This window comes from Stenotrophomonas sp. YJH_SMC_69, from assembly GCF_059370495.1.
Genome location: NZ_JCAFTS010000003.1, coordinates 179,485 through 192,782, shown reverse-complemented (window position 1 = coordinate 192,782; position 13,298 = coordinate 179,485). Strand labels below are relative to the sequence as shown.

At 68.5% G+C, this 13,298-nt stretch carries 12 protein-coding genes; 4 read left to right on the top strand and 8 right to left on the bottom strand.

The window, feature by feature from the left end; genetic code table 11:
• Positions 1-79 precede the first annotated feature (79 nt).
• A complete protein-coding gene (locus AC5P8F_RS06400) occupies positions 80-1,015 on the bottom strand; it encodes an isopenicillin N synthase family dioxygenase (protein WP_032956201.1) in 936 nt (311 codons plus the stop codon).
• A gap of 194 nt (positions 1,016-1,209) precedes the next feature.
• On the opposite strand from AC5P8F_RS06400, the gene AC5P8F_RS06395 reads away from it, so the two are divergent.
• From AC5P8F_RS06395 to AC5P8F_RS06385, 3 genes are read left to right on the top strand one after another with little or no spacing between them, the layout of a single operon-like run.
• Positions 1,210-3,087 (top strand): DUF3413 domain-containing protein, encoded by a 1,878-nt coding sequence (locus AC5P8F_RS06395; protein ID WP_134809125.1) that lies wholly within the window; start codon positions 1,210-1,212, stop codon positions 3,085-3,087.
• 20 nt (positions 3,088-3,107) lie between these two features.
• On the top strand, positions 3,108-4,253 hold the full coding sequence (locus tag AC5P8F_RS06390) for a glycosyltransferase family 4 protein (protein ID WP_014647875.1): 1,146 nt from the start codon (positions 3,108-3,110) through the stop codon (positions 4,251-4,253).
• Positions 4,246-5,103 (top strand): polysaccharide deacetylase family protein, encoded by an 858-nt coding sequence (locus AC5P8F_RS06385; RefSeq protein WP_014647876.1) that lies wholly within the window; start codon positions 4,246-4,248, stop codon positions 5,101-5,103. The genes AC5P8F_RS06390 and AC5P8F_RS06385 overlap by 8 nt, the downstream gene beginning before the upstream one ends.
• Before the next feature lie 78 nt (positions 5,104-5,181).
• Here AC5P8F_RS06385 and glmM read toward each other — a convergent pair whose 3' ends face one another.
• The 5 genes from glmM to trpB form a co-directional block, all read right to left on the bottom strand.
• Entirely contained in the window at positions 5,182-6,543 is a 1,362-nt protein-coding gene (glmM, locus tag AC5P8F_RS06380) for a phosphoglucosamine mutase (protein WP_014647877.1), read from the bottom strand.
• Positions 6,543-7,418 (bottom strand): acetyl-CoA carboxylase, carboxyltransferase subunit beta, encoded by an 876-nt coding sequence (accD, locus tag AC5P8F_RS06375; protein ID WP_005410473.1) that lies wholly within the window; start codon positions 7,416-7,418, stop codon positions 6,543-6,545. Before accD ends, glmM begins: the two co-directional genes overlap by 1 nt.
• Before the next feature lie 261 nt (positions 7,419-7,679).
• Entirely contained in the window at positions 7,680-8,489 is an 810-nt protein-coding gene (trpA, locus tag AC5P8F_RS06370; protein ID WP_046431828.1) for a tryptophan synthase subunit alpha, read from the bottom strand.
• A 1-nt stretch (position 8,490) separates the two neighbouring features.
• Positions 8,491-9,171, bottom strand: a complete 681-nt coding sequence (locus AC5P8F_RS06365; RefSeq protein ID WP_014647879.1) for a hypothetical protein — start codon at positions 9,169-9,171, stop codon at positions 8,491-8,493.
• Positions 9,168-10,385 carry a tryptophan synthase subunit beta gene (gene trpB, locus AC5P8F_RS06360; RefSeq protein WP_032957499.1) on the bottom strand — a complete coding sequence of 406 codons (1,218 nt, stop codon included), beginning with the start codon at positions 10,383-10,385 and terminating at the stop codon, positions 9,168-9,170. The genes AC5P8F_RS06365 and trpB overlap by 4 nt, the downstream gene beginning before the upstream one ends.
• Before the next feature lie 97 nt (positions 10,386-10,482).
• On the opposite strand from trpB, the gene AC5P8F_RS06355 reads away from it, so the two are divergent.
• Positions 10,483-11,370, top strand: a complete 888-nt coding sequence (locus AC5P8F_RS06355) for a LysR family transcriptional regulator (RefSeq protein WP_032957497.1) — start codon at positions 10,483-10,485, stop codon at positions 11,368-11,370.
• Between the two features lie 72 nt (positions 11,371-11,442).
• Here the strand turns inward: AC5P8F_RS06355 and AC5P8F_RS06350 are convergent, their stop codons facing one another.
• Both AC5P8F_RS06350 and AC5P8F_RS06345 read right to left on the bottom strand, forming a co-directional pair.
• On the bottom strand, positions 11,443-12,552 hold the full coding sequence (locus tag AC5P8F_RS06350; protein WP_197605860.1) for a toxic anion resistance protein: 1,110 nt from the start codon (positions 12,550-12,552) through the stop codon (positions 11,443-11,445).
• Positions 12,553-12,596: 44 nt separating this feature from the next.
• Entirely contained in the window at positions 12,597-13,298 is a 702-nt protein-coding gene (locus tag AC5P8F_RS06345) for a hypothetical protein (protein ID WP_329768462.1), read from the bottom strand.

Genomic DNA, 13,298 nt, shown 5'->3' with positions numbered 1-13,298 from the left:
GCCAGCGGCCGGCACTACCGCGGGTGCAGGGTGCAACCCTGCAAAGAAAAAGGCCGCCTTTCGGCGGCCTCACTTTTCCTTACTTCAGCTTGATCTCGCGCAGGCGTTCCTCGAGGAAGCCGTGGGCGGTGATCGCCTCCGGATACCGGCTCGGGTTCTCCGGGGTGATGCACGAGGGCAGCACGTCGATCAGGAAGTCCGGGTTCGGGTGCAGGAAGAACGGCACCGAGTAGCGCGGCTGGCGCGCCAGGTCACCCGGGGGGTTGACCACGCGGTGGATGGTCGACGGATACACGTGGTTGGTCAGGCGCTGCAGCATGTCGCCGATGTTGACCACGATCGTGTCCGCATCTGACGTAAATGGCACCCACTCGCCGTCATGCGACTGCACTTCCAGGCCTGCGGCACTGGCGCCGACCAGCAGGGTGATGAAGTTGATGTCGCCATGGGCACCGGCACGCACGTTCGGGATGTCGTCAGTGGTGATCGGCGGGTAGTGGATCGGGCGCAGGATCGAGTTGCCGAAGTTGGTCTTGTCGGCGAAGAAGTCTTCCGGCAGGCCAATGTGCAGGGCCAACGCGGACAACACGCGCGACCCCAGGTTGTCCAGCGCCTGATACAGGCCGTAACCGCGCTCACGGAAACCTTCGACCTCGGCCGGCCACAGGTTCGGCGCCATCACGTCCCGGTACTTGGAATCGTCGGCGATCTCGCGGCCGATGTGCCAGAACTCCTTCAGGTCGAAATGCTTGGAGCCCTTGGCGGTTTCCACGCCGAACGGGGTGTAGCCGCGGGCGCCGCCGCTGCCGGCCACGTGGTACTTGCGCTTGACCTCTTCCGGCAGGGCGAAGAAAGCCTTGAAGGCATCGTAGGCCGCGTCGATGTCGGCCTGCGGGATGCCGTGGTTACGGATGCCCGCGAATCCCCATTGGCGGTAGGCCGCGCCCAGCTCGGCCACGAAGGCCTCGCGGTCGCTGTCGAAACGGGTGATGTCGAGGGTGGGGATCTGGCTCACAGCGGTTCCTGGCTTGTCGTTGGGTCTGAGGGGGCCAACGCATTCATGGCCCGCCTGAACATTGTGACAGATCGCCCGGGGGACGCCACTCGATACACGGAAACAAACCGATACAATGCGCGACCCGCGCGCGGAGCAACGCTTCCGTCACGTTGGCCCCGCCCCTCTCCTGCACCCCCTGAACCTGTCCCACCATGCCCGCAGCTGCCCCTGCCGCCCCTGCCATTGAAGGTTCCGCCCGGCGCTGGCGGCGGCTGGCCTGGTGGTCGCTGTTCATCGCCGGCAATGCGGTACTGGCCGCGGCGATTGCGCTGGGCAATGTACCGCTGCGTGACAATCCGGGCGGCGGCGCCGGCCTGGCCTATCTGGCGGTCGCCCTGCCCGGCCACCTGCTCGCGTTCGGTGTGCTGGCCGGCCTGCTGCCGCTGCTGCTGGGCCTGTGGCCACGCAGCGCGCGTACGCTGAGCATCAGCGCGGCCGTGCTGCAGGGCCTGTGGCTGTGCCTGCTGCTGGTCGACGCCAAGGTCTTCACCCTGTACCGCTTCCACCTCAATGCCATGGTCGTGAACATGGTGTTCGGCGGCGCCCTGCAGGACCAGGTTGCCCTGTCCTGGAAGACCTGGCTGCAGGTCGGCCTGCTGGTTGCCGCGGTCTTCACCGCCGAGGGCCTGCTGGCCTGGGCGTGCTGGAAACTGCTGCCGGCCGCGCCGCGCCGTCGACGGGTGCTGCAGGCCTGGGCGGTGGTCGCGCTGCTGATGGCCGGCGGCCAGGTCGCCACGGCCTACTACGACGCCCGCGGCGACCGTGATGTGATCGCGCAGTGGAACTACCTGCCGTGGGCGCAGCCGATCACGGCCAAGAGCTTCATGCGGCGCCTGGGCGTGGTCAGCCAACAGCACGCCGGCCTGCCCGACCCGCGCCATGCGCAGCTGCTGTACCCGCTGCATCCGCTGCGCTGCCAGAGCCCACATCGTCCCAACGTACTGATGGTGGTACTGGAGTCGCTGCGCCACGATGTGCTGACACCGCAGCTGATGCCCAACACGTCGACGCTGGCGCAGGATGCGCGCGTCTTCGACCACCATTTCAGCACCGGCAATGCCACCCGCTACGGCCTGTTCGGACTGTTCTACGGCCTGCCCGGCGGCTATTGGCCGAGCATGCTTGACGAGCAGCGTGGCTCGCAGCTGTTCCAGGTGCTGGGCCAGCAGGGCTACGACCTGCACCTGTACGGCAGTGCGCCGTTGTACAGCCCGGAGTTCGATCGCACGGTGTTCGCCGATGTCCGCGACCAGCTGCACCAGGGGCCGGCAGCGCTGAAGTCAGACGGCCGCGACCGCGCGATCATCAGTGCGCTGCAGCAGGACATCCGCGCCAGCCAGGCCGCGCAGCGCCCGTGGTTCGGCTTCGTGTTCCTCGACTCCACCCATGCGCCCTACCACATGCCCGAGGGCTATCCGGCGGTGGCCACACCGATGGCCGCCGATATCGATTTCCTCAAATTCGGCCCGGAGCATGACCCGACGCCGGAACTCAACCGCTACCGCACCGCCGTGCACTATGCCGACAGCCTGATCGGCTCGCTGCTGGACGACCTGCGCGCACAGGGCCTGGCCGAGGACACCATCGTGCTGGTCACCGGTGACCATGCCGAAGAGTTCAACGACCTCAAGCTGAACTACTGGGGCCACAACGGCAACTTCTCCGACTATCAGCTGCAGGTCCCGTTCGTGCTGCATTGGCCGGGCAAGGCCGCTGGCCACGACGCACGCACCAGCTCGCACGAAGACTGGGTGCCGACACTGATGCGCCACGCACTGGGTTGCGAGAACGCACCGGCCGATTACAGCACCGGCCAGGACCTGCTGGCCGAGCCGCAGGGCACGCGTGCGCTGGTGGTCGAAAGCTGGTCGCAGCGCGCGGTGCGCCATGGCGATGCCATCTATGTGTTCGACAAGTTCGGCAACGCCACCGCCCTGGACCTGCGCTACCGGCCGCTGCCACAGCAGGCGCCCGATGCGGCCGCCGTACGCACTGCATGGGAAGCGCTGACCCGCTTCCGCAACCGCTGACCCTCAAGGATCGATCCTGCATGAACCGTCCGCTGCGCATCCTGCACACTGAAGCCGCCAAGGGAATGGGCGGGCAGGAGATCTACATCTTCCGCCACATGCAGGTGATGCGCGCGCGTGGCCACGAGGTGGCGCTGCTGTGCCAGCCCGAAGCGCGACTGGCCCAGCTGGCACGCGATGATGGTTTCACCGTGCATACCCTGCGCATGGGTGGCCTGCTGCGCCTGCTGCGCGGCATCTGGTCGGTCTCGCGCCTGGTGCGCCGCGAACGCTATGACGTGGTCAACACCACCAGCCGCCGTGACGCACTGATCGCCGCCGCCGGTGCACGCCTGGGCGGCACGCCGCTGGTGGTGCGCTCGCGCCACCTGATGAGCCCGGTCAACTCGCTGCTGACCTATACCGGCCTGCCGCACCGGGTGCTGACCGTCAGCAGCTTCGTCAAGCAGTTGCTGGCCGCGCGCGGCATTCCGGCCGAACACATCGGTATCGTGCCGCCCATCGCGGTCCCGCCGCGCTGGAGCGAAATCCGCAAGGACGACCCCTGGCAATGCCTGCAGGAGGTACGCGCGGACGTGCGCGCCGAACTCGGCTTCGGCGAACAGGACATCGTGGTCGGTTGCGTGGCGGTGCTGCGCGAACCCAAGGGTCATGCCGACCTGCTGCAGGCGATGGTGCCGCTGTGCAAGACGCACCCGAACCTGCACCTGGTGGTGGTCGGCGATGGCCAGCCGGTCATGGACCGGCTGCAGGCGCTGCGCGACGAGCACGGGCTGCAGCAGCAGGTCCATCTGCTCGGCTATCGCGATGGCGCATGCCGGCTGATGGCTGGCTTCGACATCTTCGCGCTGGCATCGCACAAGGAAGCGGCCGGTACCGTCTTCCTGGAGGCCGCCTATGTCGGGGTGCCGATCGTGGCCACGCGGGTGGGTGGCGTGCCGGAGATGGTGGTGGATGGCAGCAATGCGATCCTCACCCGGCTGGGCGACAATGCAGCCCTGACAGGCGCCCTGCGCCTGCTGGTGGACGATCCGGAACGGCGGCGGCAGATGGGCCGCGCCGGGTGGGACTGGATGCGCAGCGCGCACCGGTTCACTCCCGACGGCCACGGTGAGACCACCGAACACTATTACCACCAGTGGCTGAAGGAGCTGGGACATGGCTGATGCCCGAACCGTACCGGTGCTGATGCACCACCACGTCAGTCCGTCGCCGGGCATGATCACCGTGTCACCGGAGAATTTCGAAAGCCAGATCGCGTGGCTGGCCGGCAACGGCTGGACGTCGCTGACACTGGACCAGTACGCCGGCTTCCTGGCCGGCAAGCCGGTGCCGCGCAAGTCGATCGTGATCACCTTCGACGATGGCTACCTGGACAACTGGGTGTATGCGCACCCGATCCTGCAGAAGTACGGCATGCACGCGGTGGTGTTCGTGGTCACCGGCTGGATGGGCGAAGGCCCGGAGCGGCCCCACGCCGGGCTTGCCGGGGCAACGTTGCCTGCCACGCCGGACCATCGCGGCTGCGAAGCGGCGATCTACGAGCAGAACCGCAGCGACGACGTGATGATGCGCTGGAGCGAAGCGCGCGCGGCCATCGCCGCCGGCACCTTCGAAGTGCATTGCCACACCCATACCCACACCCGCTGGCTGCGCCGCGACGACCTGGACCGCGCACAGCGCCGTGCCGGCCTGAGCCACGACCTGGCAGTCTCGCGCAACGTCCTGCAGGACAAGCTTGGCGAGGTGTCCGATACACTGTGCTGGCCCTACGGCGATTTCGACCAGGACCACATCGAGGTGGCGCGCGAGCACGGCTTCCGCTACCTGCATACCACCCACCCGTTCGGACGCAATGTGGTGGGCGGCGACCCGGAGCGCATCTATCGTTTCGCGATCCGCAACCGCCCGGCCAGCTGGCTGCGAAAACGCATCGCACAGAGCTACAACCCGCTGATCGCACCGCTGTTCAATGGCTTCAAGGCACGCCAGAAGAAGATGGTGCCGGGGCCGTAGGCAACCCACCGCCCTGCCCCTTCAACGAAAACGCCCCGGCATTCCGGGGCGTTTTCGTTGGGCGGATGTGCAGCGGCCTCAGGCGGCGGCTTCACGTACCGCCGCGGACAGTCGATCCAGCGTGTCCTGCATCAGCGTCGCATCATCGGCCTCGACCGTGACCCGCACCACCGGCTCGGTACCGGACGGGCGCAGGAACGCACGGCCACGGCCGGCCACCGACTGCTGCGCGACAGCCAGCGCGGCCTGCACGCTGCCGGCCTGCACCGTGGCCTTGGCCGAGACATTGCCCAGCCGCACGTTGACCGTCTTCTGCGGCACCCGCACCAGTCCTTCCAGCGCCTGGCGCAGGGTCTGCCCGCTGTTGCGCAATGCCACCAGCACCTGCAGCGCGCTGACGATGCCGTCGCCGGTGGTGGCCCGATCCAGGCACAGCAGGTGGCCGGAGGCTTCACCGCCGAGCACGCCGCCGCCTTCCATCAGCGCCTGGTGCACGTAGCGATCGCCGACATTGCTGCGCACGAACGGAATCTGCAGGTCGGCAAATGCCTTCTCGACGCCGTAGTTGCTCATCAGCGTGCCGACCACCGGGCCGCGCAGGCGGCCTTCGGCTTTCCATGCACGGGCCAGGATATACAGCAGGTCATCGCCGTCGACCGGGTTGCCCTGGTCGTCGGCCATCAGCACGCGGTCGCCATCCCCATCGAAGGCGATGCCGAGATCGGCGCGGGTTTCGCGGACCTTGGCCGCCAGGTTGTCGATGTGGGTGGAACCCACGCCGGCGTTGATGTTGACGCCGTTGGGCTCGGCACCAATGCCGATCACCTCGGCGCCCAGTTCACGGAACAGCAGCGGCGCGATCTGGTAGGTGGCGCCGTGCGCGCAGTCCAGCACCAGGCGCACGCCACGCAGGTCGAACGCGCGCGGCACGCTGGCCTTGCAGAACTCGATGTAGCGGCCGACCGCTTCGCGCGCACGCGACGCCTTGCCCAGCTTTTCCGATTCGGCGGTGGTGAACGGGATGTCCAGCGCCGCTTCCAGGGCCAGCTCGGTGGCATCGTCGAGCTTCTCGCCCTGGGCGGAGAAGAACTTGATGCCGTTGTCGTAGTGCGGGTTGTGCGAGGCGCTGATGACGATGCCAGCGTCCACGCCAAGCGTACGGGTCAGGAACGCCACCGCCGGGGTCGGCATCGGCCCCAGCAGCTGCACGTCGGCACCGGCGGCGACCAGGCCGGCTTCCAGTGCCGCTTCGAACATGTAACCGGAGATGCGGGTGTCCTTGCCGATCACCACGATCGGCCGGCGCCCGTCCTGGCCGCGCTGGTCGACCAGGACACGGCCCAGGGCGTTGCCCAGGCGCAGCACGAAGTCGGCCGAGATCACGCCCTGGCCGACCCGTCCACGGATGCCATCAGTACCGAAGTACTTGCGGCCTCCCATCAAGCCACCTCCGGCGCCGGCTGACGGCCCAGCATTGCCAGCAGATCGGACAGGCGGTCGCGCATTTCGCGACGGTCGCAGATCTGGTCGATGGCGCCGTGCTCCAGCAGGAATTCCGAGCGCTGGAAGCCTTCCGGCAGCTTCTCGCGCACGGTCTGCTCGATCACGCGCGGGCCGGCGAAGCCGATCAGCGCCTGCGGCTCGGCGATGTTGATGTCACCCAGCATCGCGAAGGAGGCCGACACGCCGCCGGTGGTCGGATGGGTCAGCACCGAGATGTACGGCAGGCCGGCTTCACGCAGCTTGCCCAGCGCGGCCGAGGTCTTGGCCATCTGCATCAGCGAGAACAGGCCTTCCTGCATGCGGGCGCCACCGCTCTGCGAGAAGCACACGTAGGGCGCACCGATCTCGACCGCGGTTTCCGCGGCCAGTGCGAAACGCTCGCCGACCACCGAGCCCATCGAGCCGCCCATGAAGGCGAAGTCGAACGACGATGCCACCAGCGCACGGCCCTTGAGCAGGCCGCGCATGGCGATCAGCGCGTCGTACTCGCCGGTGTTCTTCTGCGCGATCTTGATGCGCTCGCTGTACTTCTTCTGGTCCTTGAACTTGAGCAGGTCGGTCGGCCCCAGGCGCGCACCGATCTCGGTGGTGCTGTCGGCATCGAACAGGGCGGCCAGGCGCGCACGCGCACGGATCGCCATGTGATGGCCGCACTTCGGGCAGACTTCCAGGTTCTCTTCCAGTTCCGGACGGTACAACGCGCTGCCGCAGTTGCTGCACTTTTCCCACAGGCCCTCGGGGACACTGCGCTTCTTGCTGGGGGTGTTGTCGGTGCGGATGCCGGACGGCATCAACTTGCTGAGCCAACTCATGCGGGAGGACACTTCCGTTCAGGGCGGCCCGGGGGCCGCAAAGGCGGACAGTCTAGCTCCGCTTTCCCCGCCCGTGCACCCCCTTGCCAGCCACGGGGCAGCCGGAAAAAACCATGCTGGGACGTACGTTTAGGTGCTGGGGCGGTGCCCGCCGCTGGCCGGCAGCCCTTGCGTGCAGACCGATGGGTAGTGCCGGCCGCTGGCCGGCAGCCCTTGCACGCGAGCCCTCAGGAGGATGCCGGCCAGCGGCCGGCACTACCGTTACGCGTCCAGCGCCTGCCGCAGCGGGGCGAGGAAGGTCCGGGCGTGCTGCGCGGCCTCTTCCGCCGAGCCCGCTTCGGCCAGCGCCGCCACCAGCGCGCTGCCCACCACCACGCCGTCGGCCTGCCGGGCCATGGCCGCGGCACTGGCGGCATCCTTGATGCCGAAGCCCGCCACCACCGGCACCGACGCACGCGCGCGCAACGCCTGCAGGCGGGCACTGGCGGCATCGCTGTCCAGGCGCTCGGACGCGCCGGTGACACCGGCAAAGCTGACGTAGTAGAGATAGCCACGGGCCAGCGCCAGCAGCTTGTCGGCTCGCGCCTCGCTGGTGGTCGGCGACGCCAGCAGTACCAGCGCAAGGCCGGCTGCGTCGAACGCCTGCTGGGCGTCGCCCGCTTCTTCCGGCGGCAGGTCGACCAGCAGCACGCCGTCCACGCCGGCGTCGACGGCGGCCTTGGCGAAGGCCGCGTAACCGTGGATCTCCACCGGGTTCAGGTAGCCCATCAGCACCACGGGGGTCTGCGCATCGCGCTCGCGGAACTGCGCCACGGCCTGCAGGACGTAGCGGCTGCCGGCGCCGCGCGCCAGCGCGCGCTCGGAGCTGCGCTGGATGGTCGGGCCATCGGCCATCGGGTCGGAGAACGGCACGCCCAGTTCAATCACGTCGGCGCCGGCGTCGACCAGTGCGTGCATGACCGGCACGGTGGCCTCCAGCGAGGGATCACCGGCCGTGACGAAGGGGATCAGCGCCTTGCGCTGCTGTTCGCGCAGACGCTGGAAACAGGCATCGAGTCGGGATACGGACATTTCAGGCACATCCTTCAATCAGTTCAATCGCATCGCTGGTTCCCCAGTACATCTGGGTGACCCGCCCTTCAAACAGTTCCACGCGGATACCCAGGTCCGAACCCGGGTCCTGCCAGGTGAGGTACTCGCCCTGGTCACCATCGTAGGCATGCGGGCTGGATACCGGCGGCTTCGGGAACTGGGCCATGGCCTGGGCGCGGGTCATGCCGACACGCAGGCCGAACGGACCGGGCTGCTGGGTCGGCGCCCCGCTGTCCGGATCCAGGCCGAGATCGAAACGGACGACGCGATCTTCATCGGTCATCATCGACACGCCGGGCGGCAGCCCCTTGCCGTCGTAGTACTCGCAACTGCCGCCGATGGCTTCGACCGCCCCTTGCGCGGTCCACGGCCCGAGTGCCTTCAGATCGCTCATGTGCTGGCCGATCAGCACCTCGCCGGCATGGTCCAGCGCCACCGAGACCACCGCGGGCGCGCCATCGCTGTCCATATCTTCCGTGGACGGCGGATCGACGATCGGCGCACGTGCCATCGGGTCGAGGTCATCATTCGCGGCCGCCTGCTGTGCCGGCTGCGTGGTGGCCTTGGCGGCCGGTGCCAGCAGCGGCGGCTCCGGCGGCTGGCACGCGGCCAACCCCAGCGCCAGCAGCAGCACGCCACTGTTGCGCAGCAGCGCGCTCACAGCACCAGCCCTTCGCGCGCGGCGATGGTATGCACATCCTTGTCGCCACGGCCGGACAGATTGCACAGCACGATCTGGTCACGCGGACGCTCACGCGCCAGCTTGATCGCCTGCGCCAGCGCATGGCTGGACTCCAGCGCCGGCAGGATGCCCTCGGTATGCGCCAGCAGGTGGAAGGCCTGCAGTGCTTCGTCATCGGTGATGCCGAGGTAGCGCGCGCGGCCGGTATCGGCCAGGAATGCGTGTTCGGGGCCGACGCCCGGATAGTCCAGGCCGGCCGACACCGAATGGGTCTCAATGATCTGGCCGTCGTCGTCGCACAGTACATAGGTGCGGTTGCCATGCAGCACGCCCGGGCGACCGGCGGCGATCGATGCAGCATGGCGACCGGTGCTGATGCCATCACCTGCGGCCTCGGCGCCGACGATCTCGACCTGGCGGTCGTTGAGGAAGGCATGGAACAGGCCGATGGCATTGCTGCCGCCGCCGACGCAGGCAGTGATCGCATCGGGCAGGCGGCCGTACTCGGCCAGCATCTGCTCGCGTGCCTCGCGGCCGACGATGGCGTTGAAGTCGCGCACCATGCGCGGGTAGGGATCCGGACCGGCGACCGTACCGATGATGTAGAAGGTGTCCTGCACATTGGTCACCCAGTCGCGCATCGCTTCGTTGAGCGCGTCCTTCAAGGTGGCCGAACCGGAGGTGACCGGCACCACCGTCGCGCCGAGCAGCTTCATGCGGTAGACGTTGATCTTCTGCCGCTCGATGTCGGTGGCGCCCATGTACACCACGCATTCCAGGCCCAGCCGCGCGGCAACCGTGGCGCTGGCCACGCCGTGCTGGCCGGCACCGGTCTCGGCGATGATGCGCTTCTTGCCCATCCGCGCCGCCAGCAGCGCCTGGCCGATGGTGTTGTTGATCTTGTGCGCGCCGGTGTGGTTCAGGTCTTCGCGCTTGAGCAGGATCTGCGCGCCGCCGACATGGTCGCTCAGCCGCTGGGCGTGGTAGATCGGGCTCGGCCGGCCCACGTAGTGGGCCAGGTCGCGGTCGTAGGCGGCCTGGAAGGCCGGATCCTGGCGGGCCTGGTCATAGGCCTGGGCGAGTTCCTGCAGCGGGCCGACCAGGGTTTCGGCAACGAAGCTGCCACCGTAGCGGCCGAAATGGCCCTGGGCATCCGGGAAGGCGTGGTAGTCGGCAATGGGGGAGGCAGACATGGAAGCGACCGCTGGTTCGAGACAGGTGGATACTCTAGCGCACGGGTCGTGACCGGAAAATGGATATTATCTGGCATATACCGTCAGGAAATCTCACATGAGCCGTTCGCTGTTGCCACCGCTCAATGCGCTGCGCGCGTTCGAGGCCACCGCCCGCCTGGGCGGGGTTGGCCGCGCCGCGCAGGACCTGCACGTGACCCACGGCGCGGTCAGCCGCCAGCTGAAGCTGCTGGAAGACCACCTCGGCCTGGCGCTGTTCCAGCGGGCCGGTCGCGGCCTGCGGCTGACCGCTGCGGGCACGCGCCTGCAGGCAGCGTGCAGCGAGGCCTTCAGCGGCATCGAAGACTGCGTGCGCGAACTGCGCCGGCCGACCGCGGCCCCGGCGCTGGTGCTGGGCTGCAGCGGCAGCGTGCTGGCGCGCTGGATGATTCCGCGCCTGCCCGCACTGCAGGCTGCCCTGCCCGGCGTACGCCTGCAGTGGTCGGCGCTGGATGGCAGCTTCACCGAGGCGCAGGCCGCACTGGACGCGGTGCTGCTGCTGGCGCAGGGGCCGTGGCCCCGGGGCTGGCAGGTGCGTGAGCTGGCGCCGGAACGGGTCGGTGTGGTGGTGGCCCCCTCGCATCCGGCCGCGCAGCGCCTGCGGCATGTGCCGCCCTCGGCGCTGCTGCAGGAGACGCTGCTGCACACCAGCTCACGGCCGCAGGCATGGCCGGCGTGGGCGCAAGCGCACGATCTGGACACCTCGAAGCTGCAGCTGGGTACTGCCTTCGAGCACCTGTACTACCTGCTGGAGGCAGCGGTGGCCGGGCTGGGCCCGGCGATCGCACCCGAGCCCCTGGTGGCCGAGGACCTGGCCGCCGGGCGACTGGTCGCGCCGTGGGGGTTTGCCGCCACCGGTGGCTTCTGGGTGCTGGCGCGACCGGATGGACCGGCAGATGGGCGCGTGGATGCGCTGGCCGACTGGCTGGGCCAGCAACTGCGCTGACAACAAAAAGGGGACGGAGGGGATTAAGTCGCAAGTGGCACAAACGACTTAATCCCCTCCGTCCCCTTTTTTTCAGCTGGCAGTCGGGGTGACCAATCGCTGCTGCAGGTCTTCGCGCAGGCGCGACAGCTCGACTTCGGCCTGCTGCCGCTGCTGCATTCCTTCGCGATGGATGCTGCGCACTTCCTCGACCGTGGCGATCAACTGGTCGTGCACGTGGCGCAGCGTCGCCACGTCGATCACGCCGCGCTGGTTGCTGCGCGCGGTATCCACCGAGGCCTGGCGCAGCAGGTCGGCGTTGCGGCGCATCAGCTCGTTGGTGGCATCGTCGATGGCGGTGGACAGCTCGACCGCGGCCTTCTGCTCACCCAGCGAAAGCTGGATGGCGAACTGGCGCTTCCACGACGGGATGGTGATCTCGCGCACCGTGTTGAACTTCTCGATCAGCTGCAGCGCGTTGGCCTGGATCAGGCGGATCATCGGCAGCGACTGGTCGGCCGCATGCTGCATCAGCTGCAGGTCGGACACGCGCTTTTCGAGGAGGCGGATCGCGTTGTCGACTTCGCTCTGGCGGATGCGCTGCTGCGGATCCTCACTGCCCTGCCCGGCCTGCTGCTCGGCCTGCAGTTCGGCCAGGCGCTGCTTGCCGGCCGCAGCATACAGGCCCAGCGCATGGCGTTCTTCGCGGACGATGTCATGCATGCGGTCGAACTCGCCCACGCGCTTGCCCATCAACGCCTGCTGCACACCGACATCACCCAGCAGCTGCTCGATCTGCGCATTGGTGTCGCTGAACTTCTGCACCAGCTCGCCCTTGGATACGCGCAGGCGGTCGATCAGGCCACCGATCACCGGCACCTTCGACCGCTGCGCGAAGCCGTCCAGCTTCAGGCTGCGTGCGATGCGCACCACTTCGCCCAGTTTCTCGCCGCTGGCATCGAGGTCACGATTGCGCACCTGGTCCAGCAACTGGCTGGAAAACGCCGCGGTGCGCGTGGCCGCTTCGCGACCGAAGACCTGCAGGTTGCCCGGGCGCAGGTCATCCAGCTCCAGACGGATCTCGGCGATGCGCGGCAGATCCTCGCGGACCAGGCCAAGCGCCTGCAATGCGCCTTCATCGAGCGGAACGGCGGTAGTCGTGCCGGGCACGAGGGCACCGGGGGTCTGGCTGTCCTGGGTCATCGGGCAGTCTCCTTGCAGTTGGGTAAGCGGCAGCGGCGGCCGGCTCAAGGCAGTCTAGCCTGAGCCGCCGCGACCTCGTCATCGATCTGTGCGTGCAGCGTGGCGGCCTTCGCCGCCAATGTGGCGCCGGCCGCGGCCTGGCCCGCCGCGGCGGCCTGCCGCCAGGCTGGCAACAGGACGTCATGGATGCGCGCGAAGCGTTGCAGCAGCACGTTGTCCTGGTCCTGCAGGAGCTGCCACTGGCCGGCCTCGAGACGGCGCAGCGTGGCCAGCCGGCGCAGGTGATCGAGCCGTTGCGACAGCGCGGCCTGGCCGGCGGTATCCAGCGACGCCAGCCGCACCGCTGCCAGCTCGACCCAGGCGTCCAGCGCTGCGGCCGCCGCTGAATGTCCGGCGATGGCCATGGCCCGCAGCTGCAGCTGCTGCTGCAGCTGCTGGGCCTGCTCGCGCGCCTGCAGGGCCAGCACGCCCAGCTGCGACTGCAGCGCACGTCCTTCCGCCTCGCGATCGACATCGCGCCCCAGCAGGCGGCCCCACCAGCCCGCCTGCTGCCGGATCTGCGCCGGGTTATCGGCCTGCAGGGCCAGCGCGATGCGTGCCAGTGCGGCCACCAGCCCTGCGCCCGCGCCCGGCGGCAACGGAGTTTCGCGCCGCGCCAGCACCTGCAGCAACGGCGCACCATAGTCGGCCAGCGCGGCGACATCGGCCGTGTCCGGCAAGCTCGGTGGCGGCAGTGGCGCCTGCAT

Excerpts from the sequence above, each read along its gene's own strand:
- AC5P8F_RS06390 (WP_014647875.1), top strand. The coding sequence starts at position 3,108 with ATGAACCGTCCGCTGCGCATCCTGCACACTGAAGCCGCCAAGGGAATG.
- glmM (WP_014647877.1), bottom strand. The coding sequence starts at position 6,543 with ATGGGAGGCCGCAAGTACTTCGGTACTGATGGCATCCGTGGACGGGTC.
- AC5P8F_RS06385 (WP_014647876.1), top strand. The coding sequence starts at position 4,246 with ATGGCTGATGCCCGAACCGTACCGGTGCTGATGCACCACCACGTCAGT.
- AC5P8F_RS06345 (WP_329768462.1), bottom strand. The coding sequence starts at position 13,298 with ATGCAGGCGCCACTGCCGCCACCGAGCTTGCCGGACACGGCCGATGTC.
- AC5P8F_RS06395 (WP_134809125.1), top strand. The coding sequence starts at position 1,210 with ATGCCCGCAGCTGCCCCTGCCGCCCCTGCCATTGAAGGTTCCGCCCGG.
- AC5P8F_RS06350 (WP_197605860.1), bottom strand. The coding sequence starts at position 12,552 with ATGACCCAGGACAGCCAGACCCCCGGTGCCCTCGTGCCCGGCACGACT.
- trpA (WP_046431828.1), bottom strand. The coding sequence starts at position 8,489 with ATGTCCGTATCCCGACTCGATGCCTGTTTCCAGCGTCTGCGCGAACAG.
- trpB (WP_032957499.1), bottom strand. The coding sequence starts at position 10,385 with ATGTCTGCCTCCCCCATTGCCGACTACCACGCCTTCCCGGATGCCCAG.
- AC5P8F_RS06355 (WP_032957497.1), top strand. The coding sequence starts at position 10,483 with ATGAGCCGTTCGCTGTTGCCACCGCTCAATGCGCTGCGCGCGTTCGAG.
- accD (WP_005410473.1), bottom strand. The coding sequence starts at position 7,418 with ATGAGTTGGCTCAGCAAGTTGATGCCGTCCGGCATCCGCACCGACAAC.